The 26,650-nt window shown below is 64.0% G+C and carries 26 protein-coding genes, 2 pseudogenes and 1 riboswitch; of the genes and pseudogenes, 16 read left to right on the top strand and 12 right to left on the bottom strand.

All coding sequences use genetic code 11. The annotated features are described in order from the left end of the window. Positions 1–8 precede the first annotated feature (8 nt). From alkB to IMX18_RS10290, 3 genes are all read left to right on the top strand, one after another. The gene (gene alkB, locus IMX18_RS10300; RefSeq protein ID WP_043936173.1) at positions 9–656 is read left to right on the top strand and encodes a DNA oxidative demethylase AlkB; all 648 of its coding nucleotides are present in this window, start codon (positions 9–11) and stop codon (positions 654–656) included. 167 nt (positions 657–823) lie between these two features. Beyond that, positions 824–1,111 carry a hypothetical protein gene (locus IMX18_RS10295; protein WP_013972780.1) on the top strand — a complete coding sequence of 96 codons (288 nt, stop codon included), beginning with the start codon at positions 824–826 and terminating at the stop codon, positions 1,109–1,111. A 96-nt stretch (positions 1,112–1,207) separates the two neighbouring features. Continuing rightward, positions 1,208–1,822: a Yip1 family protein gene (locus tag IMX18_RS10290; RefSeq protein ID WP_015270517.1), complete on the top strand. Its 615-nt coding sequence runs from the start codon at positions 1,208–1,210 to the stop codon at positions 1,820–1,822. A gap of 19 nt (positions 1,823–1,841) precedes the next feature. Here IMX18_RS10290 and IMX18_RS10285 read toward each other — a convergent pair whose 3' ends face one another. From IMX18_RS10285 to IMX18_RS10265, 5 genes are all read right to left on the bottom strand, one after another. Next, complete coding sequence (locus tag IMX18_RS10285; RefSeq protein WP_043935665.1) at positions 1,842–2,102, bottom strand: DUF1652 domain-containing protein; 261 nt, start codon at positions 2,100–2,102, stop codon at positions 1,842–1,844. A gap of 184 nt (positions 2,103–2,286) precedes the next feature. After that, positions 2,287–3,216, bottom strand: coding sequence for a DNA-3-methyladenine glycosylase family protein (locus IMX18_RS10280; RefSeq protein WP_100414067.1), 930 nt, complete (start codon positions 3,214–3,216; stop codon positions 2,287–2,289). Positions 3,217–3,370: 154 nt separating this feature from the next. Continuing rightward, positions 3,371–4,258 (bottom strand): pirin family protein, encoded by an 888-nt coding sequence (locus tag IMX18_RS10275; protein WP_015270520.1) that lies wholly within the window; start codon positions 4,256–4,258, stop codon positions 3,371–3,373. 120 nt (positions 4,259–4,378) lie between these two features. Next, positions 4,379–5,263, bottom strand: a complete 885-nt coding sequence (locus IMX18_RS10270; protein WP_100414068.1) for an alpha/beta fold hydrolase — start codon at positions 5,261–5,263, stop codon at positions 4,379–4,381. A 21-nt stretch (positions 5,264–5,284) separates the two neighbouring features. Then, on the bottom strand, positions 5,285–5,905 hold the full coding sequence (locus IMX18_RS10265) for a LysE family translocator (protein WP_015270522.1): 621 nt from the start codon (positions 5,903–5,905) through the stop codon (positions 5,285–5,287). A gap of 133 nt (positions 5,906–6,038) precedes the next feature. Here IMX18_RS10265 and IMX18_RS10260 point away from each other — a divergent pair, with 133 nt between their 5' ends. The 8 genes from IMX18_RS10260 (at position 6,039) to IMX18_RS10225 (ending at position 13,731) form a co-directional block, all read left to right on the top strand. Beyond that, positions 6,039–6,518 carry a GNAT family N-acetyltransferase gene (locus IMX18_RS10260; protein WP_137137524.1) on the top strand — a complete coding sequence of 160 codons (480 nt, stop codon included), beginning with the start codon at positions 6,039–6,041 and terminating at the stop codon, positions 6,516–6,518. Between the two features lie 410 nt (positions 6,519–6,928). Beyond that, a riboswitch (cobalamin riboswitch) is annotated at positions 6,929–7,151 on the top strand. Positions 7,152–7,244: 93 nt separating this feature from the next. After that, on the top strand, positions 7,245–7,433 hold the full coding sequence (locus IMX18_RS10255) for a CbtB domain-containing protein (RefSeq protein WP_003258255.1): 189 nt from the start codon (positions 7,245–7,247) through the stop codon (positions 7,431–7,433). A 10-nt stretch (positions 7,434–7,443) separates the two neighbouring features. Further along, the gene (locus tag IMX18_RS10250) at positions 7,444–8,130 is read left to right on the top strand and encodes a CbtA family protein (RefSeq protein WP_015270524.1); all 687 of its coding nucleotides are present in this window, start codon (positions 7,444–7,446) and stop codon (positions 8,128–8,130) included. Next, positions 8,130–8,516, top strand: coding sequence for a cobalamin biosynthesis protein (locus IMX18_RS10245; protein ID WP_015270525.1), 387 nt, complete (start codon positions 8,130–8,132; stop codon positions 8,514–8,516). Before IMX18_RS10250 ends, IMX18_RS10245 begins: the two co-directional genes overlap by 1 nt. Positions 8,517–8,549: 33 nt before the next feature. Beyond that, positions 8,550–9,302: a precorrin-4 C(11)-methyltransferase gene (cobM, locus tag IMX18_RS10240; RefSeq protein WP_015270526.1), complete on the top strand. Its 753-nt coding sequence runs from the start codon at positions 8,550–8,552 to the stop codon at positions 9,300–9,302. 66 nt (positions 9,303–9,368) lie between these two features. Next, the gene (locus IMX18_RS10235) at positions 9,369–9,611 is read left to right on the top strand and encodes a DUF1272 domain-containing protein (protein WP_013972792.1); all 243 of its coding nucleotides are present in this window, start codon (positions 9,369–9,371) and stop codon (positions 9,609–9,611) included. A 219-nt stretch (positions 9,612–9,830) separates the two neighbouring features. Next, positions 9,831–10,445 carry a response regulator transcription factor gene (locus IMX18_RS10230; protein ID WP_015270527.1) on the top strand — a complete coding sequence of 205 codons (615 nt, stop codon included), beginning with the start codon at positions 9,831–9,833 and terminating at the stop codon, positions 10,443–10,445. Between the two features lie 13 nt (positions 10,446–10,458). After that, the gene (locus tag IMX18_RS10225) at positions 10,459–13,731 is read left to right on the top strand and encodes a transporter substrate-binding domain-containing protein (protein ID WP_217190112.1); all 3,273 of its coding nucleotides are present in this window, start codon (positions 10,459–10,461) and stop codon (positions 13,729–13,731) included. Here the strand turns inward: IMX18_RS10225 and IMX18_RS28480 are convergent. The 3 genes and pseudogenes from IMX18_RS28480 to gntR all read right to left on the bottom strand — a co-directional run. Continuing rightward, positions 13,706–14,131: pseudogene (locus IMX18_RS28480) on the bottom strand (methyl-accepting chemotaxis protein); the annotation flags it as partial. The gene IMX18_RS10225 and the pseudogene IMX18_RS28480 sit on opposite strands and share 26 nt — an antisense overlap. 159 nt (positions 14,132–14,290) lie before the next feature. After that, positions 14,291–14,920 (bottom strand): annotated as a pseudogene (locus IMX18_RS28475) (PAS domain-containing protein); the annotation flags it as partial. 383 nt (positions 14,921–15,303) lie between these two features. Further along, positions 15,304–16,323, bottom strand: coding sequence for an HTH-type transcriptional regulator GntR (gntR, locus tag IMX18_RS10215; protein ID WP_085720342.1), 1,020 nt, complete (start codon positions 16,321–16,323; stop codon positions 15,304–15,306). A 206-nt stretch (positions 16,324–16,529) separates the two neighbouring features. Between gntR and IMX18_RS10210 the strand changes: the two genes are divergently transcribed. From IMX18_RS10210 to IMX18_RS10200, 3 genes are all read left to right on the top strand, one after another. Continuing rightward, positions 16,530–17,069 carry a gluconokinase gene (locus tag IMX18_RS10210; protein ID WP_015270531.1) on the top strand — a complete coding sequence of 180 codons (540 nt, stop codon included), beginning with the start codon at positions 16,530–16,532 and terminating at the stop codon, positions 17,067–17,069. A 111-nt stretch (positions 17,070–17,180) separates the two neighbouring features. Further along, the gene (locus IMX18_RS10205) at positions 17,181–18,533 is read left to right on the top strand and encodes a GntP family permease (protein WP_015270532.1); all 1,353 of its coding nucleotides are present in this window, start codon (positions 17,181–17,183) and stop codon (positions 18,531–18,533) included. Positions 18,534–18,617: 84 nt separating this feature from the next. Next, the gene (locus tag IMX18_RS10200) at positions 18,618–18,911 is read left to right on the top strand and encodes a hypothetical protein (RefSeq protein ID WP_015270533.1); all 294 of its coding nucleotides are present in this window, start codon (positions 18,618–18,620) and stop codon (positions 18,909–18,911) included. A gap of 219 nt (positions 18,912–19,130) precedes the next feature. Here the strand turns inward: IMX18_RS10200 and IMX18_RS10195 are convergent, their stop codons facing one another. From IMX18_RS10195 to IMX18_RS10180, 4 genes are all read right to left on the bottom strand, one after another. Next, complete coding sequence (locus IMX18_RS10195) at positions 19,131–20,558, bottom strand: sigma-54-dependent transcriptional regulator (protein WP_015270534.1); 1,428 nt, start codon at positions 20,556–20,558, stop codon at positions 19,131–19,133. Next, a complete protein-coding gene (locus tag IMX18_RS10190) occupies positions 20,527–22,020 on the bottom strand; it encodes a sensor histidine kinase (protein ID WP_015270535.1) in 1,494 nt (497 codons plus the stop codon). The genes IMX18_RS10195 and IMX18_RS10190 overlap by 32 nt, the downstream gene beginning before the upstream one ends. A gap of 297 nt (positions 22,021–22,317) precedes the next feature. After that, the gene (locus IMX18_RS10185) at positions 22,318–23,778 is read right to left on the bottom strand and encodes a sensor histidine kinase (RefSeq protein ID WP_015270536.1); all 1,461 of its coding nucleotides are present in this window, start codon (positions 23,776–23,778) and stop codon (positions 22,318–22,320) included. A 355-nt stretch (positions 23,779–24,133) separates the two neighbouring features. After that, positions 24,134–24,718, bottom strand: a complete 585-nt coding sequence (locus IMX18_RS10180; protein ID WP_015270537.1) for a lytic transglycosylase domain-containing protein — start codon at positions 24,716–24,718, stop codon at positions 24,134–24,136. 186 nt (positions 24,719–24,904) lie between these two features. Here IMX18_RS10180 and gspG point away from each other — a divergent pair, with 186 nt between their 5' ends. Together gspG and IMX18_RS10170 are read left to right on the top strand one after the other, a co-directional pair. Further along, the gene (gspG, locus tag IMX18_RS10175) at positions 24,905–25,330 is read left to right on the top strand and encodes a type II secretion system major pseudopilin GspG (protein WP_015270538.1); all 426 of its coding nucleotides are present in this window, start codon (positions 24,905–24,907) and stop codon (positions 25,328–25,330) included. A gap of 11 nt (positions 25,331–25,341) precedes the next feature. Further along, complete coding sequence (locus IMX18_RS10170) at positions 25,342–26,532, top strand: type II secretion system F family protein (RefSeq protein ID WP_015270539.1); 1,191 nt, start codon at positions 25,342–25,344, stop codon at positions 26,530–26,532. Positions 26,533–26,650 lie beyond the last annotated feature (118 nt).

Below are 26,650 nucleotides of genomic sequence, written 5' to 3'. Positions count from 1 at the left end.
CCTGCCCCATGATCCAGTCCGACCTCGACCTGTTCGGCCCCCAGCCGCAACGCCTGGCCAGCCATACCGTGCTGCTGCCCGGCTTCGCCCTGGCCGAGATCGAGGCCCTGCTCGATGCCCTGCGCCCGGTGCTGCGTGCCGCGCCGTACCGGCACATGCACACCCCGGGCGGCCTGCGCATGGCGGTAGGGCTGACCAACTGCGGCACGCTGGGTTGGGTCAGTGACGAACACGGCTACCGCTACACCCCCTGCGACCCGCTCAGCGGCAAACCTTGGCCCGCCCTGCCCCCCGTGTTGCTCGAACTGGCCGCCCGCGCTGCGACCATGGCCGGGTTCGACGGTTTCGTGCCGGATGCCTGCCTGGTCAACCATTACCTGCCGGGCACCCGCCTGAGCCTGCACCAGGACCGCGACGAGCAGGACTTCGGCCAGCCGATCGTGTCGGTGTCGCTGGGCTTGCCGGCGGTGTTCCTGTTCGGTGGCCTGCAGCGCACCGACAAGACCCAGCGCATCCCGCTGAGCCATGGCGATGTGCTGGTCTGGGGTGGCGAGGACCGGCTGCGCTTTCACGGCGTGCTCCCGATCAAGCCCGGCGTGCATCCGCGCCTGGGTGAACGGCGGATCAACCTGACCTTGCGCAAGGCCGGTGGCTGAAGCGGCCAACGGCCCGTAACCGGCGCAAACAGGATAAACGCGCATGAAACAGGTTGAACATCTTGGCCTGGCAAGCTTCAAACGATATGCCATGCCCTGTTCAGCCTGGAGCCCGCCATGCCCTACCAGCCCTGTTCCCCGCCCTCTCAAAGCGGAGCCGCGCGCCCATGAAAATGCCCTGCCGCGCGCCCAATGCCTCACTACAGCTCGATTACGTACGCGACACCCTGTTCGGCCCGGTGGCGCAAAGCGTGGAGTGCCAGTGCCAACTCGCCGCCCTCGACCTGCAAGGCCGCCCCGGCCTGCGCCTGCACATCTGCCCGCCCCTGCCCGACAAGGTCGACCGCGCCCACAGCGTGGCCTTCGTCTGGGACGGGCGCAGTTACCACGGAGTGGTCCGCGACCAGGGCAAGTGCGGTGATGGCGGCCTGAACCTGCTGCTGGAGCTGCTGTAAGACGATCAACGGCGATCAACCCGGCTGAACCCACCGGGCGCGTCACGTCTCCATAGCAAAAGGGCCCATGCCTGCCGAAGAACGCGGAGAACGTCAATGAACAGTCCGTTGCTCAAGCTCTTCACTCACCCCGCCGACGCCTGGCTGGAAATCCGCCGGGCCGAGGAAGACCACCCGCAGCAATATCTGCCGCGCCTGTTGGCCCTGGCACTGATCCCCGCTGTGTGCCTGTTCGTCGGCACGACCACCTTCGGCTGGAGCCTGGCGGCCGAGGAACGGGTGCGCCTGAGCATGACCAGCGCCGCCCAACTGGCGGGCTTGCTCTACGCCACTACGGTCGTCGGAGTAATGTTGATGGGCACGATGATCCGCTGGATGTCGCGCGGTTTCGATGCACAGCCCAGCCTCAACCAGTGCATCGGCTTTGCCGCCTACTGCGCAACACCATGGTTCTTTGCCGGGGTGGTCGGCCTGCTACCGATCCGCTGGCTGGCGCTGGCGGCACTGCTGGCTGCCTCGGCGTATGCCAGCGTGTTGCTGTATGGCGGATTGCAGACCTTCCTGCGGCTGAAGAAGGAACAGGCCATGCTGTTCGCGACCTGCGTGTGGGGGGTGGGGTTACTGCTGCTGGTCACCATCCTGGTGGCGATGATCCTGTTCTGGTTCAACGGCCTGATGCCGGAATATGTGCGCCCGGCCAGCGTGGGCTGACCGGGGCGCGGCAGGCGCCTCAGGCAATCGCCTTGAGTGTCGCCGGGTGGCTGGCACGCAGCGCGTGCAGCTGCCCCACCAGGTTGACCAGGTCACGGCAACTGTTGAGGCTTTGCAGGGGGACCCCGCTCAGGGTCACGCCCTCGTCAAGGCTCTGGCCCTGACCCAGGCGTATGGTCAGGTTGGCGCCATCCGTGCAGCTGACTTCGCAACGGTCGGGCAGGCAGGCCTGCTCGATCATCTGCCGCATTTCTAGCATCGAAACTCCTATCAACGACATGGTACGACCCTCTCTTTGGGATGGCCTGTTGTGTGAGTACGCCTTTGTCGGGCGAGGTGCCAATTGATATTGCGCATGCCGGGGCAGGCGCTCATGCGCCTGGGCAATGATCATGCAGGGAATCCTCTAGCACCTTAGTGGAAGATTGCCTGCGCGGGCTGGGCGTTCGAACGCAATGGCAGACTTAGCGACGAGCGGTCCCGGCAGGCCCCAGCGATGCCCAAAGATGCTGTGCCGCATAGGCTCGCCACGGTCGCCACGCCAGGGCTCGTTGCGCAAGTTGGGCATCCTCGCCTTCGAGCAGGCGCAACGCCTTGATCAGCGCCACATCGCCCAGCGGCAAGGCATCGGCCGCGCCGGCCTGGCGCAATGCCAGGTAGTGCGCACTCCAGGGGCCGATACCCTTGAGCTGGCACAGGTTGCGCAGCAGTTCATCCAGCACCTGCCCGCGGCGCAGCAACCTGGGCTCGGCGAGCAATGCATTGGCCAGCGTGCCCAGGGTGGCGGCGCGCGCTCGCGGCATGCCCATGCCATCGAATTTCGCAGCTGCCAATACCGGCAACGCCGGGAATACGTGGCTCAGGCCGGGTGCGGGCCAGCGCAAGGGCACGCCGTGGCGTTGCACCAGGCGGCCGGCCAAAGTCATGGCCCCGGCCACACTGACTTGCTGGCCCAGCACAGTGCGCATTGCCTGTTCGCAGGCGTCCCAGCCTTGTGGCACCCGCAAGCCTGGACGCTCCCGTAGCAGGCGCGCCATCAGTGGATCGCGGGACAGTTCGGCATTGATGCGCACGGGATCGGCGTCGAGGTCGAAAAATCGCCTCAGTCTGGCGGTCAGGCCGGGTAGCGCGTGGGCCGGGACGCCTTCAAGGCGGACCCGCAGGTACTGGCTGCCCGAAGGTGTGGCGTGCAAGACGGCGTGTCGGCCGGCAATTACCAGGGTGCGGCGGTAGGTGCCGTCGAGGCAGGTCTCGATGCCGGGGATGCAGCGGGCAGCGAGGAAGGCCAGGGTCGAGGGCCAGTGGTAAGGAGCACGGTAGCGCAGCCACAAGGTGTGGTGGCCGGGGGTGGGCAATGATCGGCGTACGGCGTGCAGGGGGGTGAGCTTTGGCATGGCTGCATCATGCCAGCAAAAGTAAAACCTGTACCGGCCCTATCGCCGGCAAGCCAGCTCCCACAGGTACAGCGTTGCTCTCGAGATTGTCGCTGTACCTGTGGGAGCTGGCTTGCCGGCGATAGGGCCGGACAAGCCATTCAATCAACCAGGATCAATGCGCCGCACCGTCCCGTGCATCCTGCATCTGCCCGAACCGCCCGGCATGGAAGTCGTCGAACGACTCGGCAATTTCCGCCTGGCTGTTCATCACGAACGGGCCATAGCCCACGATCGGCTCATCGATCGGTTCACCGCTTAGCAGCAGCAAGCTGGCACCTTCCAGCGCTTCGATAGCGACATCCTCGCCGCCCCGGTCAAACAGCACCAGGCTGGATGGGCCGGCTTCTCGCTCGCCGTTAATCCGCACGTTGCCGCGCAACACCACCAGCGCCGCATTGCGCCCAGCGGCGACCGGCAGTTGCAAGGCTGCACCGGCATTCAGGCGCAGGTCCCAGACATCCATCGCAGTAAAGGTCCGCGCCGGCCCCGAATGCCCACGATAGTCACCGGCAATCACTCGCAGGCTGCCGCCCTCGCCGTCCAGCGTCACCACCGGGATGTCCTTGGCCAGCAGCGTCTGGTAGCCGGCCGCTGCGCGCTTGTCCCGCGCCGGCAGGTTGACCCACAGCTGTACCATCTCCAGCGTACCGCCAGAACGGGCGAAACCTGGGGAATGGAACTCTTCGTGGATGATGCCATTGGCAGCAGTCATCCACTGCACGTCGCCAGGGCCGATCAAGCCGCCAGCGCCGGTGGAGTCACGGTGTTCCAGTTCGCCCTGGTAGACGATGGTCACGGTCTCGAAGCCGCGGTGCGGGTGCTGGCCAACGCCACGCCGCGCACTGGTCGGGGTGAAGTCATGAGGGCCGGCATAGTCCAGCAGCAGGAACGGGCTGATCTTGCTGGCCAGGTTGTCGTAGGTGAACAGGCTGCGCACCGGGAAACCATCACCTACCCAGTGGGCGTGGGGGCTGCGGTGAATACCCAGAATCGTTTTCATGAGAAGGCTCCTCTCTTGGTTGAGATAACCTTACCAGTGAGACCAATCAGGCAATAGCCGGCTAAAATGGCATGCATCGTCTCATTTAAAGGACAATCCACAGCCAGCTGCCTGGAAAAACTATCCCGCCGGTCCCTGAAGCAGGAAGGCCTGCACTTCTTCGGCACACGCCTCAGGATGCTCCTGCATGAAGCAGTGCCCACCTGCAACCTGCCTGCCGCTGACCTTAGGGTTGAGCGCCACCAGGCGATTTACCGAATGCGGTACGAAGGGGTAGGTGTGCTCGCCGTACAGCACCCGCGTGGGCGTACGGATTGCCGCCAGGCTCGCCCACATGCGCTTGGGGAACGAACTGAATATTTCCACTTCGCGGCTGGGCCGGCACTTGAGCACCACCGCTTCGCCACAGTCGCCAATGGCATGCTCCACGTAGGCCCGCAGCGCCGCATCGGTCCACCCCTTGAAGATACCCCGCCCATGCAGCGAAGCCAGGGCTGCCTCGCGGTCGGGCCAATGGCTGCGACGGCTGGCAGCCTTGCGCGCCAGGGCATGGCGCTGGTGCAAGCCGACCAGGGCTGCCATCCCCATCACACCCAGCATGCGCCGGCTGAACAGTACCGGGTCGAGCAGCACGGCACGCGTGAACAGTTGCGGTTCACTGGCCAGGATCAGGCCGGTGAGCACGCCACCGAAACTGTGCCCGACGGCAAAGCGCGGTACGTCACCATACTCGCCTCGCCCGGCGGCAAAAGTCTCCACCGCCAGCGCAGCGGTCCGGTTCCAGCCACGGAACACCCCGCCATGGTCGCTGTCACCATGGCCCTGCACATCGCTGAGCCACAGGTCGAAATGTTCGCCCAGGCGCATCAGCAATGGCTGGTAGGCCAGGCAGCAGAAGCCGTTGCCGTGCAGAAAATGCAGCAACGGCTTGCCACTGGCCGGGGTTCGCCAGCCCCGCAGGGTGAAGCCTTCGGCGCATTCGTGAGACCAGGGGATCAACTGCATCGGCTTACCGTACTCGCGGGGTCAGGAAAACGCTGATTCTACAAACAGCAGCGGGTACAGTGAAATCACCAGCAACAAGGCCATCAGGACATTGAACAGCATCAGCCAGCGCGGGTTCTGCAACAAGTTGCGCAGGGCGCTGCCGAACATCACCCACACCCCGACGCTCGGCAGGTTGACCAGGGCGAACAAGGCAGCAATGACAATGACGTTGGTCACATAGCCCTGCGCCGGCGTGTAGGTGGTGATTGCCCCGACTGCCATCACCCAGGCCTTGGGGTTGACCCACTGGAATGCCGCCGCTCCCCAGAAGCCCAGCGGTTTGCGGGCACTGGACGAAGCTGTGCCGACCGGCCCGGAGGTGGCGATCTTCCAGGCCAGGTACAGCAGGTAGGCGGCACCGGTGTAACGCAATACCGTATACAGCGCCGGCCAGGCCTTGAACACCTCGCCCAGGCCCAGGCCGACAGCCAGCACCATCACCATGAAACCGACACTGATGCCCAGGGCGTGCGGGATCGAGCGACGCACACCGAAATTCACCCCGGAGGCAAGCAGCATGGTGTTGTTGGGGCCGGGAGTGATGGAAGACACGAAGGCGAACAGCACGAAGGCGGTCAGCAGGTCGGCAGAGGCAAGCATGGCAGGCAATCCACTTTTTTTATGGGTGCTGTCACACTAACGGAGTCGCCCTCCTCTGCGACCGGTACAGTTTAACGAAATTGTGTAGATACACATCGCTGTACCGCTACCATCAGATCAAGGAAGCCGTCCCATGAGCCTCACCATCCGTCCTGCCGTTCGCGCCGACGCCGAGCAGATACTTGCCTTCATCACCGAGCTGGCAGAGTACGAACGCGCCCGCCACGAGGTGATCGCGAGCGTTGCCGATATCGAGCACAGCCTTTTTGGCGAGGGCAGCACCGTGCATAGCCTGATGTGCGAGCGCGATGGCCGGGCAATCGGCTTTGCCGTGTATTTCTATAGCTACTCGACCTGGCTCGGGCGCAACGGCATCTACCTGGAAGACCTGTACATAACGCCCGAGCAGCGCGGCGACGGTGCCGGGCGGCAATTGCTGCGGCACATCGCCCGCGAGGCGGTGGCGAAGAATTGCGGACGGCTGGAATGGAGCGTTCTGGACTGGAACAAGCCGGCTATCGGCTTCTATCAGAAGCTGGGGGCCGAAGCGCAGGATGAGTGGGTGCGCTACCGGCTGGACGGGGACAAGCTTGCGGCGTTTGCCCGGGGCTGACCGGGTGGATGCTCACGGCATAGACCACTACAGGCCGAACCGGCTTACATGAGGGCTTGAGTGCGCATGCCTTGAGCTTTTCAGCGCCTGGGAGATCGAGCGCCGCCCGCGCGGCGCTTCGCGGCACAAGGCCGCTCCTACATCTGTTTCGGGCCAGTTACTCCTGTGAGTTCACCTCTGTCCGTCTTGTTTGTTCCATTCGATATCGAGGGGCGCACGACTGCTCCTCATCAATCTTCAGCCAAGCACCAAGGCTGCAACCCACCTGGCACGGGAGTAATTGGCCGGAAACAGATGTAGGAGCGGCCTTGTGCCGCGAAGCGCCGCGCGGGCGGCGCTCGATCTCCCAGGCACTGCAAAACCAAAGCCCTATCATCAGGGCAATTGACGCCAGCCCCGCCCCATGGTCTCCTTATGCCTCGCGTTCAGGTGCCCCCGATGGGGGTGAAACGGGAAACCGGTGCGTCACAGGCCCTCCAGCAGGGCCGGACAAGGCCGGTGCTGCCCCCGCAACGGTAAGCGAGCGAAGCGTCTGTACCACTGTGCCTGATCCCCGGCATGGGAAGGTGACGCTTTCCAGGAGCCTGGCTCCTCCTCGCAAGCCCGGAGACCGGCCTGGCGTTCATGAACACCCCGCGGTGGGCGGGCGCTGTTGCATTCCCCTGGGCTGCCACGCTCGGGGCTGCCGCGCTTGCCCGTTGCCCACAAAAAGCAGAGGAACGCGTCATGCCCGTCACCAGCGCCAAGCAACACAGCATTACCACCCCCGTCACCCTCAGCCAGCGTGTCGTCATCGCCATCGGCGCCAGCCTGCTGGGCCTGTGCCTGGTGTACTTCGCCGGCTTTTCGCACATCGAGGCCGTGCACAACGCCGCCCACGACACCCGCCACAGCGCCGCATTCCCCTGCCACTGAGTACAACCCGATGATCACACGCATTGCCCGCACCGCGGGCTTCAGCGGGTTGCTGGCGGCCTTGCTGCTGACCTTGCTGCAGAGCTTTTGGGTCGCCCCGCTGATTCTCGAGGCAGAAACCTACGAATCCTCGGCCCCCGTCGCCGAGCACGAGCATGCCGGCGAAGTGGCAGCGCATGAACACAGCGCCGAGGCCTGGGCACCTGAAGACGGCTGGCAGCGAGTGCTGTCCACCACCGGCGGCAACCTGGTGGTCGCGGTCGGCTTCGCCCTGATTCTCACCGCCCTGTACAGCCTGCGTGAACCCAAGCGAGCCGGCACCGGCGCACTCTGGGGCCTGGCCGGCTTCGCCGTGTTCTGCCTGGCCCCGACCCTGGGCCTGCCGCCGGAACTGCCAGGTACTGCCGCAGCCGACCTGGGGCAACGCCAGGCCTGGTGGATCGGCACCGCCAGTGCCACCGCGCTGGGCCTGGCCCTGTTGGTGTTCGCTCGCCACTGGTTGCTGAAGGCGCTGGGCGCTGTGCTGCTGGTCATTCCCCATGTGATCGGTGCGCCGCAACCCGAGGTGCACGAGAGCCTGGCCCCCGCCGCCTTGGAAACCCAGTTCAAAGTGGCCTCCTGGCTGACCAACGCCGCATTCTGGCTGGCCCTGGGCCTGATCAGCGCCTGGCTGTTCCGGCGCTCCAGCCAGGCCTGATGCCTGCCTTCTACGCCGGCTTCGGCTGTCGTCGGGGTTGCCCGGCGGATACGCTGGAAATCTTGCTGCGCCAGGCCCTGGCCACCCAGGGCCTGGCGTTGGCCGACCTGCAAGGCATCGCCAGCATCAGCCTGAAGGCCGACGAGCCCGGCTTGCAGCAACTGTCCGAACGCCTCGGCCTGCCTTTGGTGTTGTACGATACCGCGCAGTTGCAACCCTACGAACTCCAGCTCAGCCACCGCTCCGCCGCTGCCCATGCCCACTGTGGCTGCTGGGGCGTGGCGGAGAGTGCGGCACTGGCCCTGGCCAGCCAGCGGCTCGGCACGGCCAGGTTGCTGCTGACGCGCCAGGTACTGGGCCCGGCTACTCTCGCCCTGGCCTGTTGAACGTTTCACCCCTCTTTCCTGCAAGGACTTACCATGACGGTCTACTTCATCGGCGCCGGCCCCGGCGACCCGGAACTGATCACGGTCAAGGGCCAACGGCTGATCCGCCAGTGCCCGGTGATCATCTATGCCGGCTCGCTGGTGCCGGCCGCCGTGCTCGAGGGCCACCAGGCCGAGACCGTGATCAACAGTGCCGAACTGCATTTGGAACAGATCATCGCCGCCATGCGCAGTGCGCATGAGCAAGGCCAGGATGTGGCTCGGGTACACAGTGGCGACCCCAGCCTGTACGGCGCCATCGGCGAGCAGATCCGCCATCTGCAAACGCTGGGCATCGATTACCAGATCATCCCCGGGGTCACCGCTACAGCGGCCAGCGCCGCCCTGCTCGGCTGCGAACTGACCCTGCCCCAGGTAGCGCAGACCGTTATCCTCACCCGCTATGGTGACAGCTCGCCGATGCCGCCCGGCGAGCAGCTGGGCGAGCTGGCGCGCCATGGCAGCACCCTGGCGATTCACCTGGGGGTCAAGCACCTGTCGCGTATCGTCGAAGAACTGCTGCCGCACTACGGCACGCACTGCCCGGTGGCGGTGGTGCATCGTGCCACCTGGCCGGACCAGGACTGGGTGCGCGGTACCCTCGGCGATATCGTGGAACGCGTCGCGGCCAAGGATTTCCGGCGCACGGCGCTGATCCTTGTGGGCCACGTGCTGGGCGACACACCGTTTGCCGAATCGGCCTTGTATCGCGCCGGGCACGCCCACCTGTATCGCCCTGGCGACTGAGCATTGCCAGGTTCGCCGCAGGCGTAGCAGACTCCGGTTTCCCGCCTGCAAACAGGAGTCATGCCCATGCTGGACCTACGCCCAAACTGCGAGTGCTGCGATACCGATCTGCCGGGTGACAGCCCCGATGCGCTGATCTGCTCCTTCGAATGCACCTTCTGCCGCACCTGCGCCGAAACCCGTTTCCAGGGCCGCTGCCCGAACTGCACCGGCCAGCTGGTGGCACGCCCGACACGGGTCGGCCAGGCACTGGCCAACAACCCCGCCTCAACCCAGCGCGTGAGCAAATCACACTCCGCCTGCGCATGACGACTACAAAAACAGGCATCGCCGCTTTGCCAGGGTGATGTCTTTCCCACTTTTTGTAGGACTTTTCAACAACAAGCACGTGGACTTTCAACACTTCTATACTCGGCATTACCAAATTTCGGGAATGGTCGTATCGTGCAGCGCTTCCGATAACCCCACTTGCAGACGTATTCCTGAGTGATCCAGGAAGCGGACCACATCCTGACAGGAGTTTTCTTCATGACTACCGTGCTGATCGTCGACGACCACCCCATCGTCCGGCTGTCCTTGCGCATGTTGCTCGAACGCGAGCGCTTCCGTGTTGTCGGCGAGGTCGGCAATGGCAGCGAGGTGGCGCAGGTGGCCCGCGACCTGCGACCGGATGTGGTAATTCTCGACATCGGCCTGCCCGGCCTGGATGGCATGGAAGTGATAAAGCGCCTGCAATGCCTGGAGCCGGCGCCCAAGATCATGGTGCTGACCGGCCAGGCCACCGACCTGTATGTGCGGCGCTGCCTGGATGCTGGCATCGGCGCTTTTGTCACCAAGGAAGAAGACCACGAGGCGTTGCTGTTTGCCCTGAAAGCGCTGGTCAAGGGCTACTCGACCTTCCCGCAGATGTCGGTCAACAGCAACTCGCTGGAAAGCGAGCCAGTGCGCCTGTCCAGCCTGTCCAACCGGGAAATGGAGGTGCTGCGGCGCCTGGCGCGCGGCGAGAACAACAAGAATATCGGCACCTGCATGAACCTCAGCGCCAAGACCATAAGCACCTACCGGGGCCGCATCATGGAAAAGCTCAAGACCGAATCACTGGTTGAAATGGTCGACCTGGCCAAGCGCAACAGCGTCTACTGAGCGCTCGATGACAATGAAGCGCCTGCTGGCAAGCGCCCTACTGGTCATCGGCCTGGCCGGTTCCGGCGCGCTGCTGGCAAACAGCGAACCTCGCCAGTTGCTGGCACGCTCGGTCAGCGCCGCGTCCCCGCTTGCGCTGTCCAGCGAAGAGCGGCATTGGCTACAGCAACGCCAGCACCTGGTACTTGGCAGTTCGCGCCCCGACTACCCACCGCTGGAGATCAATGTCAGCCTGCACGACTACGAAGGCCTCAGCGCCGATTACGCTGGCATCATCGCAGAACAGCTGGGTACAACCATCGAAGTACGACGCTTCGACAGCCGCCACGAAGCCATCGCTGCGCTGCGCGACGGCCGTATCGACCTGCTGGGCAGCTCCAACGCCTTCGAGGCAGCGGATGCCCAGCTCAGCCTCAGTTCAAGCTACGCCGACGATCTGCCAGTCATCGTCACACGCGAGGGGCGCAGCCTGAAGAACACCCCCGACCTCGCCGGCCTGCGCCTGGCCATGGTCGATCATTACCTGCCGGCCAGCAGCGTCCGCCGCCTGTACCCCAAGGCGCAATTGAGCCTGTATCGCTCCACCCTGGCCGGGTTGGCCGCCGTCGAACTGGGCGAGGCCGACGCCTACCTGGGCGACGCCATCAGTACCGACTTCGCGATTGGCAAGAGTTACCAGGGCACACTGAAGATCGACCACTTCTGTCAGGTTGCCCCTGGCGCGTTTGCCTTTGCCATGGCCAGTGACAACCCGCGCCTGCAACAGTTGGTCAACAAGGCGCTGGCGCGTATCAGCGAAAGCGAACGCCTGAATATCCTGCGCCGCTGGAGCAGTGGCAACACCAGCCTGCTGCTGCAGCGCCACCTCACCGCCTTGACCGCCGAAGAAGAAGCCTGGATAGCTGCCAACCCCAACGTCAGCGTGCTGGTCAACACTTCGCTGGCGCCACTGACCTTCAACGACACCAAGCATCGCCCCAGCGGCATCACCCTCGAGCTGCTCAAGCAGATCTCGCTGCGCACGGGGCTGCATTTCAAGCCGGTCGAAAGCCCGTCGGCGCAAGCAATGATCGAGCGCCTGGCGCGCGGGGATGCGCAGATGATCGGCGCATTGGGTTACAGCACAGACCGTTCGAAACAACTGCGTTATACCCGTCCCTACCTGGTCAGCCCACGGGTGCTGGTCACCCGTGGCGACAATGCATTACCGCCGCAGGCCATGGCGCTGGATGGCATGCGCATCGCCCTGGTACGCGGTTCGCCGCAACGGGCCGTGCTGCAACAACGCTATCCGCAGGCCAGGATGGTCGAGGTGGACAACCCGCTCGGCCTGATGGAGGCCGTGGTCAACGGTGCCGCCGACGTCGCCCTGAGCAGCCATATCAATGCCGCCTACTACATCAGCCATGTGTTCAAGGACCGCCTGCGCATTGCCAGCGTGCTCGACGATGACCCGGCCATCGCCGCCTTCGCCGTGGCCGCGGACCAGCCACAGCTGCAGGCAATCCTCGACAAGGCGCTGCTGAGCATTCCACCCGAAGAGCTGGACCAGCTGATCAACCGCTGGCGCACCACCACCCTGGTCAGTGACAGCCCTTGGCGCGACTACCGCACGCTGGCCTTGCAAGTGCTGGTGCTGTCGGCCTTGCTGCTGGCCGGGGTGGTGTTCTGGAACAGCTACCTGCGCAAGCTGATCAACCAGCGCACCGAGGCCCAGCATGCCCTGCAAGCGCAACTGGCGCTTAGCCGCGGCCTGCTTGAACAGCTGCGCCAGGCCAAGGACGACGCCGAACAGGCCAGCCAGACCAAAAGCACCTTCCTGGCCACCATGAGCCATGAAATCCGTACCCCGATGAATGCCGTGATCGGCCTGCTGGAGTTGGCCCTGGAAGACAGCCGCGGCGGCCGCTGCGACACCCAGACCCTGCAGACCGCCCACGATTCGGCCATTGGCCTGCTTGAGCTGATCGGCGATATTCTCGACATTTCCCGTATCGAATCCGGGCATGTCACCCTGCAGCCAGTGCCCACCAACCTGGTAGAACTGGTACGCGCCACCGTGCGGGTGTTCGAAGGCAATGCAAGGGCCAAAGGCCTGCACCTGCACAGCGAACTGCCCGCTGCGCCGGTGTGGGTGCTGGCTGATCCACTGCGCCTCAAGCAGGTCTTGTCCAACCTTATCAGCAACGCCATCAAGTTCACCGACAGCGGTGAAGTCCAGGCCAGCCTGCTACTGCCCCCGCCCACCGACACTGACAGCCTGGCAGTAGAGCTGAGTGTGCGAGACACCGGCATCGGCATCAGCCCTGCCGACCAGGCCCGGCTGTTCAATACCTTCGTCCAGGCCGACGGCCCCCGGGCACGCCAGGGCGCCGGCCTGGGACTGGTCATCAGCCGCACGCTGGCCGAGTTGATGGGCGGTACCTTGAACTTGCAGAGCGTCGAAGGCCTTGGCACCAAGGTGCAGGTCAGCCTGCAGTTGCCCGCCTGCGCTGCACCGGTGCAGGCCGACCAGCACGACCCTGTGCTGGAAACAAGCAGCGGCCCTTTGAACATACTGGTGGTCGACGACTACCCCGCCAACCTGCTGCTGCTGGAGCGGCAACTGCATACCCTGGGGCATCGGGTCACGCTGGCAGAAAACGGGGAAATCGCGCTGGCACGCTGGCAGGCTGCGCGCTTCGACCTGGTAATCACCGACTGCAGCATGCCGGTCATGGACGGCCACGAACTGACCCGCCGTATCCGCAGCCTCGAGGGCGAACGCGGCCTGGCGGCATGCCGCATTCTCGGCGTCACCGCCAACGCCCAGGCCGAGGAGCGTGCCCGCTGCCTGGCCAGCGGCATGGACGAATGCCTGTTCAAACCCATCGGCCTGCGTACGCTCAAGACCCACCTGCCCCACGCCCACCCCCGGCAGCAGCCGACAGCACGGCGCGCCAGCGGGTTCAACCTTGGCGAACTGCGCCACCTGACCCAGGACGACGAACAACTGACGCGGAACTTGCTGCAGCAGTTGTCACAAAGCGTCAGCGAAGACCTGGCCACCTTGCGGGCGTTGCCAGCAGACGCCCCCGGCGAAACTTTGCGCGCCTTGGCTCACCGGATCAAAGGTGGGGCGAAGATGCTCAAGGTACGCACGCTGGTCAAGGATTGCGAAGCCATCGAGCAGGCCCACGACCAAGGCCTGCCGACGATTGACCTTCGCCTGCAATTACAGGCCAGCCTGGAGACCCTGCTGGACGAGCTGGGCGATGTGCTCAGTGCAATTGCAGCGTCGAACTGATCTGGCTGATAGCGTTTACCACGTGCCGTGAACCCTGCTGGATTTCCATGATCACCGTACCGGCTTCGTTGGCCAGCGCCACACCATGGCCGGTACGCTTCAGGCTCGACTGCATGCTGGCCACGGCCAACAGCGACAGGTCGTGGTTCTGCCGCACCACGTCGACGATTTCCAGGGTAGCCTTGCTGGTGCGCGCCGCCAGGCTGCGCACCTCGTCGGCCACCACGGCAAAACCGCGCCCGTGCTCGCCGGCGCGGGCCGCCTCGATGGCTGCGTTCAAAGCCAACAAGTTGGTCTGGTCGGCAATGCCACGGATGGTCAGCACTATCTGCCCGATCACATCCGACTGCTTGCTCACCGCATCGATACTGCGTGCCGCGTCGTTGAGTTCATGGGAAATCTGCTCGATCACCTGTACCGCCTGCTGTACTACCTCGGTGCCCTTGCGCGCGCAGGCATCGGTCTGTACCGAACTGGCATGGGCAGCATCGGCCGCGCTTTGCTGAGTGCTGACCTGGCGGGTGATGTCGCTGGCGAACTTCACCACCTTGTACAAGCGGCCCTTGCTGTCGAAAATCGGGTTGTAGGAGGCCTCCAGGTAGACCGTCTGGCCATGTTTGTTGACACGCTCGAAACGGTGCGAGTGGTACTCGCCGCGGTTGAGCGATGCCCAGAACTCGCGGTACTCGGCCGATTCGCGCTCGTGCGCCAGGCAGAACAGCCCGTGATGGCGACCGACCACCTCGTCCAGGCGATAGCCCATGGTGTCGAGGAAGTTCTGGTTGGCCTTGATCACCCGGCCTTGCGGGGTGAATTCGATTACCGCCATGGAGCGGCTGATGGCCTTGAGCAGGCTTTCGCTCTCGTGCTCCTCCATCACTCGCTGGCTGATGTCGGATGCCACCTTGATAACGCTGGTGACCTGGCGCTGCTCGTCCAGTACCGGCATGTAGCTGGCTTCCAGCCAGACTTCGCGTCCGGCCTTGTCGATGCGCTCGAAGGTACCGCTGATGGCCTTGCCCTGCCCCAGTTCACGCCACAGTTGCTGGTATTCGGCGCTTTTCGCGTAGCCAGGGTCGCAGAACAGCCGATGATGCTTGCCGCGCAACTCCTCGGCGCTGTAGCCCATGGCTTGGCAGAAGCGCTCATTGGCATCGAGGATCGTGCCGTCGGGGGTGAACTCGATCATTGCCATGGAGCGGCTGATCGCCGCCAGCTTGGCCTGCAAGCTGGCCAATGCCTGATGACTGCGCTGGATTTCGACCAGATCGGACTTGCGGTGGAAATCGAACATGACGCCGGGCTCCTGTATGCGCGGTGTCCTGAGCATAGATCGCCTGGCGTAGGTCGTGGCTTTTGTGGCGCCTGTGAGATCGGCGCCGCCCGCGCGGAGCTTCGCAGCACAAGGCTGCTCCTACATCTGTTTCGGGCCAATTATTCCTGTGAGGTTTGTGCGCGAACGCTCTGGCACAGGCGTTACTGGCCTGAAACAGATGTAGGAGCAGCCTTGTGCTGCGAAGCGCCGCGCGGGCGGCGCTCGGTCTCGAACCCACCACACCACTCAAGACAAACTCAGGAACTCTCCCGCACCATCAACTCGAAGCCCAGGTCCTGCTGCGCATTCGGCACCCGCTTGCCATCGAGCAGCGCCAGCAGCGCCTGCGCAGCACCGCGCCCCACGGCGGCGCGAGGCGTGCGAATCGAGGTCAGCCGCGGCACCATGTGCGCCGAAGCCGGCAGGTCGTTGAAACCGACCATCGCCACCTGCCGCGGCACCTCCACCCCTTGGCGCAATGCCTGCAGCACCGCGCCCTGGGCCAGGTCGTCGTTGCAGAAGAAGATACCGTCGACATCCGGCGCCTGCCGCATCAGTTGGCTGAACAACTCGCTGCCCAAGGCAATGGAAGAAGGCTCCGGCGTCAGCACTTCCAACTCGGCCGCCTGTAAGCCGGCCTCGGCCAACGCCTGGCGGAACCCTTCGGCACGCTGCATCACTCGTGGGTCCAGCTGTGCGGCAATGAACCCCAGGCGCTTGCGCCCGCGCTCGATCAGGTGGCGGGCCGCGGCGCGCCCGGCCTGCTGCTGCGAGAAGCCGACCGACAATGCCCCGGCCTCGCCATTCAGTTCCATCATGTGCACACAGGGCACGCCACTGGCCGCCAGCATCTGCCGCGATGCCTCGCTGCGCTCGAAACCGGTCAGCAGCATGCCGCAGGGCTGATAGGCCAGGTAGTTGCGGATGAGGTTCTCCTCTTCGGCAAGATCGTAGTGATAGTTGCCGATCAGCACCTCGAGCCCGCGCGGGCGCATGACCTCATGAATGGCTTCCAGCGTGTCGATGAACAGCTGGTTGGACAGCGACGGGATCAACACCACCACTGACTGGCTGCGCGCCGATGCCAGGGCACGGGCCGCCGGGTTGGCGACATAACCGAGGCTCGCCGCGGCAGCAACGACCTTTTCCACCAGCTCCGGCGCAACCGTGCTGACCCCGCGCAGGGCGCGCGACGCGGTAATCGGGGAAACCCCGGAAAGCCTGGCAACTTCTGCCAGGGTGGGACGACCTGTGGTACGGGAGCCGGTGCGGGACATGGATGTTGTAATTTTACTACTTGCAAGGAAAGGGAACGGCCACTAAGGTAGCGCTGTCTCAGGACGCAGGCAATGTAATCTTTGGTAGCGGCCAACGCGCGCCCGCCGCCAAGCGTCCATACTGCGTAGGGACAAGACCAATAACACCGGGGAGGTGGCTGTTCGTCGACAACGAGACAGCGCTATCTCACCCGCAGGAGGTACTGATGAATTCTCCCCTGTCCGCCATCGTGGTGATGGGCGTGGCCGGTTGCGGCAAAAGCTGCATCGGCGCAGCCATCGCTGCCAGAAGCGGCGGCCGCCTGATCGAAGGTGACGCTTTCCACCCTGCCGAAAACATCCGCAAGATGAGCGCTGGCATCCCCCTGGACGACAGCGACCGTGCCGGTTGGCTGGTGCGTCTTGGTCAGGAGCTGCAAGCCACGACCCAGGCCGGGGAACGTCCGATCCTGACCTGTTCGGCCCTCAAGCGCCGCTATCGCGACTCCCTGCGCGACGCCATGCCCGGGCTGGTGTTCGTGTTCCTCGAGCTGTCACCCGCCGAGGCGGAGAAACGCGTGCTGGCCCGCCCCGGGCATTTCATGCCGGCGAGCCTCATCGATAGCCAATTCGCTGCCCTGGAGCCGCCACATGGCGAACCCCTGACCCTTGCGCTCGACGCCACCCAGCCCATCGAAGCGCTTGCCGAAGCGGTGGACAGCTGGCTAAAGGGCCGCAGTGAGCCGGGCCTGGCACAAACCGCCTGACCCTGGCGGTTTTCCCGGCTCACCCAAGACAGCGCTACCCTGCCCCTCAAGCGCAAGCAAATTTGCAAAAAAGCTACGCCAAAACAACGATAAGACCGAGGCCTTCAAACCATGTTCGGACTGGCTACTGATACCTTCCTGCTGCTCGACGCGCTGGTTACCATCGTCGGGCTGATCCTGCTGATCACCCACTTCAAAGTCCATCCCTTCGTCGCACTGACCATCGCGGCCGGCTTCCTTGGCCTCACCTCCGGCATGCCTGTGGCCAAGGTCATGAAATCGTTCCAGGACGGTTTTGGCGGTGTTCTGGGCTTCGTCGGCATCGTGCTCGCCCTGGGCACCATGCTTGGCAAGCTGATGGCCGACTCCGGGGGGGCCGATCAGATCGCGCAAACCCTCATCCGCGCCTTCGGCAAGAAGAACGTGCACTGGGCGATGATGTTCGCCGCCTTCCTGGTGGGTATCCCGCTGTTCTTCGAGATCGGCTTCGTGCTGCTGATCCCGCTGGTGTTCATCGTTGCCCGGCGCTCCGGTGTATCGCTGATCAAGATCGGCATTCCGCTGCTGGCCGGCCTGTCGGTGGTGCACGGCCTGGTGCCCCCGCACCCGGGCCCGCTGCTGGCGATCGGCATCTTCCATGCCGACATCGGCAAGACCATTTTCTATGGCCTGATCGTGGCGCTGCCTACCGCCATCATCGCCGGCCCGCTGTTCGGTAATTTCATTTCCCGCTACATCCCGGGCACCCCGTCCCAGGAGCTGATGGACCAGATCGCCAAGGAGTCCGACCAGGGCAATCTGCCGAGCTTCACCATCACCCTGGTCACCGTGCTGCTGCCGGTGGTGCTGATGCTGCTGAAGACCTTCGCCGACGTGGTGCTGCCTGCCGAGCACATCGTGCGCCAGTGGATGGACCTGATCGGCCACCCCATCACCGCCCTGCTCGCTGCCCTGCTGCTGGCCTTCTATACCTTTGGCTCGGCCCGTGGCTTCAACCGCCAGCAGATCATGAAGATGCTCGACCAGAGCCTGGCACCGACTGCGGCGATCGTGCTGATCGTGGGTGCAGGTGGTGGCTTCAAGCAGATGCTGGTAGACACCGGCGTGGGCAACGTGATCGGGCAGATGGCCGTACAGGCGGAGATTTCGCCCATCATGCTGGCCTGGCTGGTAGCAGCGGTAATCCGTATCGCCACCGGTTCCGCCACGGTCGCCACCATTACCGGTGCGGGCATCGTTGCACCGGTGATCGACCTGGTGCCGGGGGTCAACCGTGAGCTGCTGGTGCTGGCCACCGGCGCTGGCTCGTTGATCTTGTCCCACGTCAACGACGCCGGCTTCTGGCTGGTGAAGCAGTACTTCAACATGACCGTGGCGGAAACCTTCAAGACCTGGAGCATGATGGAGACCATCCTGTCGATCGTCGGCATCATCTTCATCATGTTGCTGTCGCTGGTGGTGTAACCGTTGATCGGGGTAATGGCACCTTGAAGCTTCGGGTAGGGCCGAAGGGAAGTATCAGCCCTACCAGAAGCAAAGGAGCCTGCCATGCCCCGCTCAAGCATCCTGCTGATTGCCCTGCTCGCCGCGCCGTTGGCCATTGCTGCCGGCACCGGCCCCACCTACCCCGACGACCCGCACAACCCGGCGCCCAAGCCGGGCGCGGACAGCACCCTCAACCCGATCGAAAAGCCCTTGCCGCGGGACACAGACCCACGCATAAAGGGCAACGACCCGGACAGCCCGCCTGCTGAACAGAATGACAACCGGGATTTGCCAGGGATGGATGGCAGTGGCTCGGAAGGTACCGGGCGGCAGGGAGCAGCCGATAATCAGCGTTGATCAATGCCCCTGAATGCAACTGTTTTGCTCAAATTCCAAAAGTTGCCGCAATCCCTGTAGGAGCGGCCTTGTGTCGCGAAAGGGCCGCAACGCGGCCCCAGGATTGATGCGCAACAGTTGAAATTGCTGGGGCTGCTTTGCAGCCCTTTCGCGACACAAGGCCGCTCCTACAGGTACAGCGACAACCTCGAGGCAATACCGCTCCCGCAAACCCCTTGCTCACCACTGGCGCTTGTCCGGCCTGGTCAGCCCAAGCTTCTCGATCCGGTAACGCAGCATGTCCCGCGACAGCCCGAGCATGCGCGCCGACTTGGTCACGTTCCAGTCGGTGCGGTCCAGGGTCTTGCATACCAGGTCACGTTCCATGTCCGGCAGGCTGGTGCCGGGCTCCGGTTCGTGCCGAGGCATTTCGAACACCGCAGGCGCCGCCTGCTGCACCAGCGGCTCGTCGATCAAGGTCATGCACAGGTTGAGCTGGTGCGCCTGCACCACCTCGTTCGGCGCCAGCAGCACGGTCTGCTCCAGCATGTTGCGCAGTTCGCGCACGTTGCCTGGCCAGCTGTAACCGAGCATCAGGCTTTCCGCCTCGGCGGAAAAGCGCAGGTTCGGCTTGCCATAACGCCGGCCATGATGGGCCAGGAAATGCCGCGCCAGCAGCAGCACGTCCTGCCCGCGGGCATACAGGCGCGGTACCTTCAGGGCAATGATACGCAGGCGGAAGAACAGGTCGCGGCGGAACTTGCCCTGCTGCACCATCTGCTCCAGGTTGCAGTTGGTAGCGCTGATCACCCGCAGGTCGACCTTGCGCTCCTTCACCGCGCCGATCCGGCGGATACTGCGGTCTTCCAGCAACTTCAGCAGCTTGGCCTGGAGCACCAGGTCCATCTCGCCAATCTCGTCGAGGAACAAGGTGCCCCCATCGGCAGCCTCCACCAGGCCCACCCTGCGCTCCTTGGCATCGGTAAAGGCGCCCTTCTCGTGGCCAAACAGCTCGGCCTCCAGCAGGTTGGCCGGGATCGAGGCGCAGTTGAACTCGATGAACGGTCCCTTGCTGCGCGAACCATCAAAATGCAGGGCGCGGGCCACCAGCTCCTTGCCGGTACCGGTCTCGCCTTCGATCAGCACCGGTGGCAGGTCGTCGCTGGCCATGCGCCGTTCTGCATCCAGCACTTGGCGCAGGGTGTGCTTGAGGGTGAGCATCGCCGGTGATTCGCCGATCAATGCCTGCAACCCGGACTTCTGCGCCTCGCGCTCCTGGTAGAACGACAACGTTCGCTCCATGCGCTCGGCGGCCAGCGCCTTGTCCAGGGTCAGCTTGAGCTCGGCCAGCACCACGGGCTTGGTCAGGTAATGGAAGGCGCCCTCCTTCATTGCCTGCACGGCATCTTCCACGTTGCCATAGCCGGTCATCATGATCACTTTCAGGTCCGGCACCTGCGCCACCAAGGTACGCAGCAGGTCGTGCCCGCTCATGCCCGGCAGCGAGTTATCGGTCAGCACCGCATCGGGCTGGCCCCGTTTTATCTGCTCCAGCGCCAGCTCCGCGCTGTGGCACACGGTGACCTCGAAGCCCTTGAGGCCGAGGTAGGTGCGAATATTGTCGGCGAGAATTTCATCATCCTCGACTACCAGGATGCTGTGCTCCATGGTCCCCTCCCGCTGCGATATTGAATGTGAGGCTGACGCGGGTTCCTTCCTCTTCGCGGCTGCTCAGGCTGACCGAGCCGCCAAAACGCTCCATGATGCGTTTGACCAGGGCCAGGCCTACACCCAGGCCGCCCTGCTTGGTGGTGTAGAACGGCTTGAACACCATCCGTTCCTGCTGTTGGCTCATGCCCTTGCCGGTGTCGCTAAGGACGAACTCTGCACGCTGCCCATCCTGCACATTGACCTGGGCGCACAGCATGCCACCTTCAGGCATGGCTTCCAGGGCATTGGAGAACAGGGTGTTGAGAATCTGCGTTAGCTGTAGCGGCTGGCTGGCCACCCATTGTGACCGGGGGCCTTCGTAGCAGAAGTGCACACCGTTGCGTTCGATCTGCTGGGCGAAGGCCAGGTGGGTGTCCTCGATGGCCGTCACCAGGTCCACGGCCTCGGCATCGTCACTGGTCGGGCGCAGCGACACCAGCAGGTCACGCACCCAGCGCGACATGCGGTCGACCTGGCTGATGATGTCGGTGATGTTCTTCTGCGCCGCGGGGTTGGCGATTTCCTGAGCCAGTTCGGCGCTGGAGCGAATGTTGGCCAGCGGGTTGCGCAAGCTATGCGCCACGGCCGAGGACATCTCGCCCAGGGCCACATAGGTTTCACTGGCCACCAGCCGGTCCTGCTGCAGGTGCAGCAGCTGCGCGGCGCGGCGCACGATCCAGAACAGGCCGAAGTAGACCAGCGCCCCGCCCACCAGGGTAGAAGCCCAGATCAGCACATAACCGCGCTGGATGCGCCACACCAGGTCCTGCGGCTCCTTGTAGACTTCCACCATGGCCAGCACCTGTTCGCCCTGGCTGTCGAACAGCGGGATGTAGTTCTCGATGAACAGGAAGCGCGGTTCACGCTGGAACTTCTGCTCTTCGCGGTCATCCTCGGCCTGGTGGTAGCTGGCCGATACCGTCTTGCGCGAGCGGAAGGCGCGGTCCAGGTCACCATCGGCCTCGATTCGCTTGCCGATCAGCTCCCGGTTGGTCGACCAGACAATGGTGCGGTCGCGGGCATAGACGTTGGCCAGCAAGGTGTCCGGCAGGTGCTCCACATGGTCGAGGAACTCGACCCGGGTCGATTCGGCCAGCTCCGGGTTGAACTGCAAGTGCTGCTGGTCCAGGCGCGGGTCAAGCAACTCGCCCATGGTGGTGCCCGGCGGCAACTGCGAATGACGTACTTCGGCCTGGGCCATGGCCTGGATGAACTGGGCGGTGAGCATGGCATCGCGCTCGACGCTGTCGCGCACCACGAAACGCGTCGACACATAACCCAGCCCGCCCGCCACCGAGGCGATGATCAGCAGGCTTATGACCGAAAACCAGCGCAGCAGGTTGAATTCGCGCAATGGCACGGCCACACCGTTGGCGGTAGTACTGGCCTTGTCAGGAACTTCTTTATCCAGCATCTGCATCGCGTGCTTCCCGCCCAGGGCGTCCATTCAGAAATGCATCAAGGCGACAAATAGTAGCCAATTGATAGCACTCCACCCGTGCAGCCGCAGCCGCCATTTGTCGTGTGTTGCGCTCTGCCTGTCACATTGCAAGAACCCAGCCAGCCACCATGCCGATTAAATTTATCCTTGATTATCAATAGCTTGCATACACATCTTAAATTAACTTGGAGGTCTATCCCCCACGTTTGGGGGTATTCACCCAAAAAACTTTAAATCCTTTATAAACAATGAGATACGAGCATTTATTAATGTAAGTCAGGAGCCCTTGACCAGTCGGAAACTCAGCGAAACCCGGGTGCCATGGCCTTCACTGCTGCTGAGGCGGACACTGCCCCCGAAGCGTTCCATGATGCGTTTCACCAACACCAGGCCCACGCCCAACCCACCCTGCTTGGTGGTGAAGAAAGGCCGGAAGGCCATGCGCTGCTGCTGTTCGGTCATGCCTTTGCCGTTGTCGGACAGGCGCAGGGTCAGGTTACGCCGGTCATGACGCACCACCTCGACACGCAACCGCCCACCCTGCTCCATCGACTCCAGCGCGTTGGCGATCAGGCTGCTGAAGATCTGCCGCAGTAACACCGGATGCCCCAGCACCTGCACTGCCGGTATCGGTTGCAGGTCAAGGCTCACTCCGCCGCGCGCCAGCGGCACTGCGTAGGTCTGCAGGCTTTCCTGCAATGCCAGCGGCAAATCCACCGCCACGGCCTCATCGTTGAGCGGGCGCAAGGACTGCAACATCTGGCGGATCCACTGCGACATGCGGTCGACCTGGCTGATGATGTCGTTGACGTTGCGCTGCGCCGGGCCATCGTCGAACGCCTGGGCCAACTCGGCACTGGAACGGATGCTGGCCAGCGGGTTGCGCAGACTATGGGCCACCGCCGAGGACACCTCGCCCAGCGCCACGTAGGTTTCGTTGCTGATCAGCCGCTTCTGCTGCACCGCCAGCAGGCGCGCGGCGCGGTGCATGATGCCGTACAGGCCTACGTAGACCAGCGCGGCACCGATGGTGATCGCCAGCCAGATCAGGATCAGCCCATGCTCGATGCGCACGATCAGGTCATGGGGCTCCTTGTAGATCTCGACCATCGCCGTGACCTGCTCGCCATCGGCATCGAACAGCGGAATATAGTTTTCGATGAACAACTGCTCGGGTGGGATGACGAACTTCTGCTCGACGCGGGCCTGGTCGAAGTTGTGGTAACTGGCCGAGACTCGCATCTTGTACTCGAAAGCCTGCTCCAGGTCCTCGTCGCCTTCGATCAGCTTGCCGACCAGGGCCGGGTTGCTGGACCAGATCACCGTACGGTCCGGGGCATAGATGTTGGCCAGCAGCATGTCGGGCAGGTGCGCAATGTGGTCCAGGAACTCGCCACGCGCCCTGCGCCGGGCGTCCGGGTCGACATCGAGCAGGTTGGCGCGGTCGATGCGCGGGTCAAGCAGTTCACCCATGGTGCGCACATTAGGGATCGACACATGGCGCACTTCGGCATCGGCGATGGAGGTGATGAACTGCGCGGTGAGCAAGGCATCGCGCTCGATGCTCTCGTCGACGATGAAGCGGCTGGAAATCAACCCCAGCCCGACCGCTACCGAGAGGATGATGGCCAGGCTGACCCAGGCGTACCAGCGCAGCAGATTGAACGGCTTGCGTCGGGTGGCCAGTTCGTTACCGGCGGGTCCTTCAATAACGTCGGAACAAGGGGCGATGTCCATGGCGGACTCCACAACTGGGCACCTTCAGAAGGTTATAGCCCAGAGTTGGGGAAACAATCGGGTCAGCTTGGTGGCATCCGCCGAAGGGTATTGTTTCTGTCCTTGCCGAGGGGCGCCTGCAGATGCCGGCTCTCATAGAACAATACATGACTCATTGGTTCGGCGAGGTTCTGTAGGAGCAGCCTTGTGCTGCGAAGAGGCCGGTACTGACAAAGCCTGTCTATTGCTTGTACCGGCCTCTTCGCAGCACAAGGCTGCTCCTACAAAGGACGCGTCAGACGAGCGATATTTGTTCTCTGCGCTACAGCGCAGCCCAAAAGGGATGGGCAATCTCCCACAATGAAAGTTGCAAAGGCTATTCACCCGTCAACCCCTGCAAGCGGCGGTACTCCCGCAGTACGTTGGGCACATAGCGTCGGGTCTCGGCGAACGGCGGTACCGCACCACGGCGCAACACTGCTTCGGGGCCGGCGTTGTACGCCGCCACGGCCAGGGTGATGTCATTGTCGAACAAATTGAGCATGCGCTTGAGGTAGCGGGCCCCTCCCTGCACGTTGTCTTCCGGGTCCAGGCGGTTTTCCACGCCCATCTCGCGGGCAGTATCCGGCATCAATTGCATCAGCCCCACCGCGCCCGCTGGCGAACGCGCCTTGGGGTTGTAACCGGACTCGGCCTTGATCACCGCATGCAGCAACGCCGGGGGTACGTCGTGGGTGCGCGCCGCGGCGGCGACCAGCTTGGCGTAGGGGCGGCCGGTGATGAGCTGCGCGTTGGCCGGGCCGGCCTGGGCCTTAGGCTCGCTGATCACCGTTTCATAGAGGCGCCCGGGTCGATGGACGTTGGTCAGTATGTAGCTGCCTTTGGCGTCGATGGAAATGTACACATCGGCCTGGGCAGCACCTGCCACCAGCCAGATCAAACCGAGAATGAGTCCACGCATGTCGGTCGCCTCTTCGTGGTCTCCCCCGATGTTGGGGGATATACCCCGGAAAACCCGGGGTCGATGACCACGACGCAAGCACTGTGCCGCTTCGCGTGCCGCATGGTGCAAGGCGCCAGCGCAGGCGTGCACGGCTGTTGCATGGAGCCTGCAAAAGCTTGTCCCCATGCAGCGGAGGGCTTCACCATGCAGCGCAGATCCAACCCTCAACGTGGCTTCACCCTGCTCGAACTTTTGGTGGTGCTGGTGGTGCTGGGCCTGTTGGCCGGTATCGTCGCGCCCAAGTACTTCAGCCAGCTCGGCCGCTCCGAAGCCAAGGTGGCCCGGGCGCAGATAGAGGGGCTGAGCAAGGCCCTGGACCTGTACCGCCTGGAAGTCGGCCACTACCCCAGCAGTGAGCAGGGCCTGCAGGCCCTGGTGGTCGCCCCCAATGGCGAAGCGCGCTGGACCGGCCCGTACCTGCAGAAGGCCGTGCCGCAAGACCCGTGGGGCCGCGCATACATCTACCGGCAACCCGGCGAGAACGGCGGCGAGTACGACCTGCTGTCGATGGGCAAGGACGGCCAGCCCGGTGGCGACGGGGAAAACGCCGAAATCACCAGTTGGCAGTAGGGAGAACGGCCATGCGCTACAGCCTCAAGGCCCTGGGCAGGCAGGGTGTGGTGCAGTTGCAGATCGACGCCGAGGACGCCGACCAGGCCCGCCGCCAGGTCGAGGACCAGGGCTTGCGCGTGCTCAGCCTGCGTGGCCACGGCAGCGCCTTGCGCGGCATGGCCTGGCGCCGCGAAGCAAGCTTTGACCTGGTGCTGTTCAGCCAGGAACTTTCGACCCTGCTCAACGCCGGCCTGCCGCTGATCGACGCGCTGGAAAGCCTGGCGGAAAAGGCCCCCGCAGCCGCAGCGCGCAAAGTGCTCGCCGAACTGGTCCGCCAACTGTACGAAGGCCGCTCGCTGTCCCAGGCCCTGGGCCAACAGCCACGGGTGTTCCCGCCGTTATACGTGGCGCTGGTGCAGTCCAGCGAGCGTACCGGCGCGCTCGGCGACGCCCTCGCCCGCTACATAAGCTACCGCCAGCGCCTGGACCTGGTCCGGCAGAAGCTGGTGGGTGCCTCGGTCTACCCGATGCTGCTATTGCTGGTGGGCGGTGGCGTGGTGCTGTTCCTGCTTGGCTACGTGGTGCCGCGTTTCAGCCAGGTGTTCGAGGGCATGGGCACCGAGTTGCCCTGGCTGTCTCGGCTGCTGATGCAGATCGGGCTGTTCCTGCATGCCCAGCAACTACCGCTGGCATTGGGCGCCCTCGGTGCGGCCACTGCGCTGTGGCTGCTGCGCCGCCAGCCATGGGTACGGCGCTGGGCAGCCTGCCAGCTGCGGCGCCTGCCGGCACTTCACCAACGCCTGATGATGTACGAACTGGCGCGCTTCTATCGCTCGTTGGGAATCCTGCTGCAAGGCGGTATCCCCATCCTCACCGCCATGGGCATGGCCCGCGGCCTGCTCGGCAGCGCGGCGGCCGAGGGCCTGGAGCACGCCAGCCAGCGGGTCGCCGAAGGGTTGCCGCTGTCCGATGCACTGGAGGCCGGGCAACTGGTGACGCCGGTATCGTTGCGCCTGCTGCGCGCCGGCGAGCAGTCCGGCAACCTGGGCGAGATGCTGGAGCGCTGCGCCGACTTCCATGACCAGGAAATCGGCCGCTGGGTGGAATGGTTCGTCAAGCTGTTCGAACCGCTGCTGATGACCTTCATCGGCCTGCTGATCGGCCTGATCGTGATCCTGATGTACATGCCGATCTTCGAACTGGCCTCGAGCATTCACTGAAATCTCAGGCCCAGGATGAAAGCCCACGACCGAGCTGGCCATGTCTGCAATCGATGAATGATCTGCTCATATCATTCATCGTGATAATAACCTTCGTCCCGTTCGATTCGTGCCTCAC

Source organism: Pseudomonas shirazica (genome assembly GCF_015168335.1).
Lineage (GTDB): Bacteria > Pseudomonadota > Gammaproteobacteria > Pseudomonadales > Pseudomonadaceae > Aquipseudomonas > Aquipseudomonas asiatica.
This window is presented reverse-complemented; position numbering and strand designations above follow the sequence as displayed.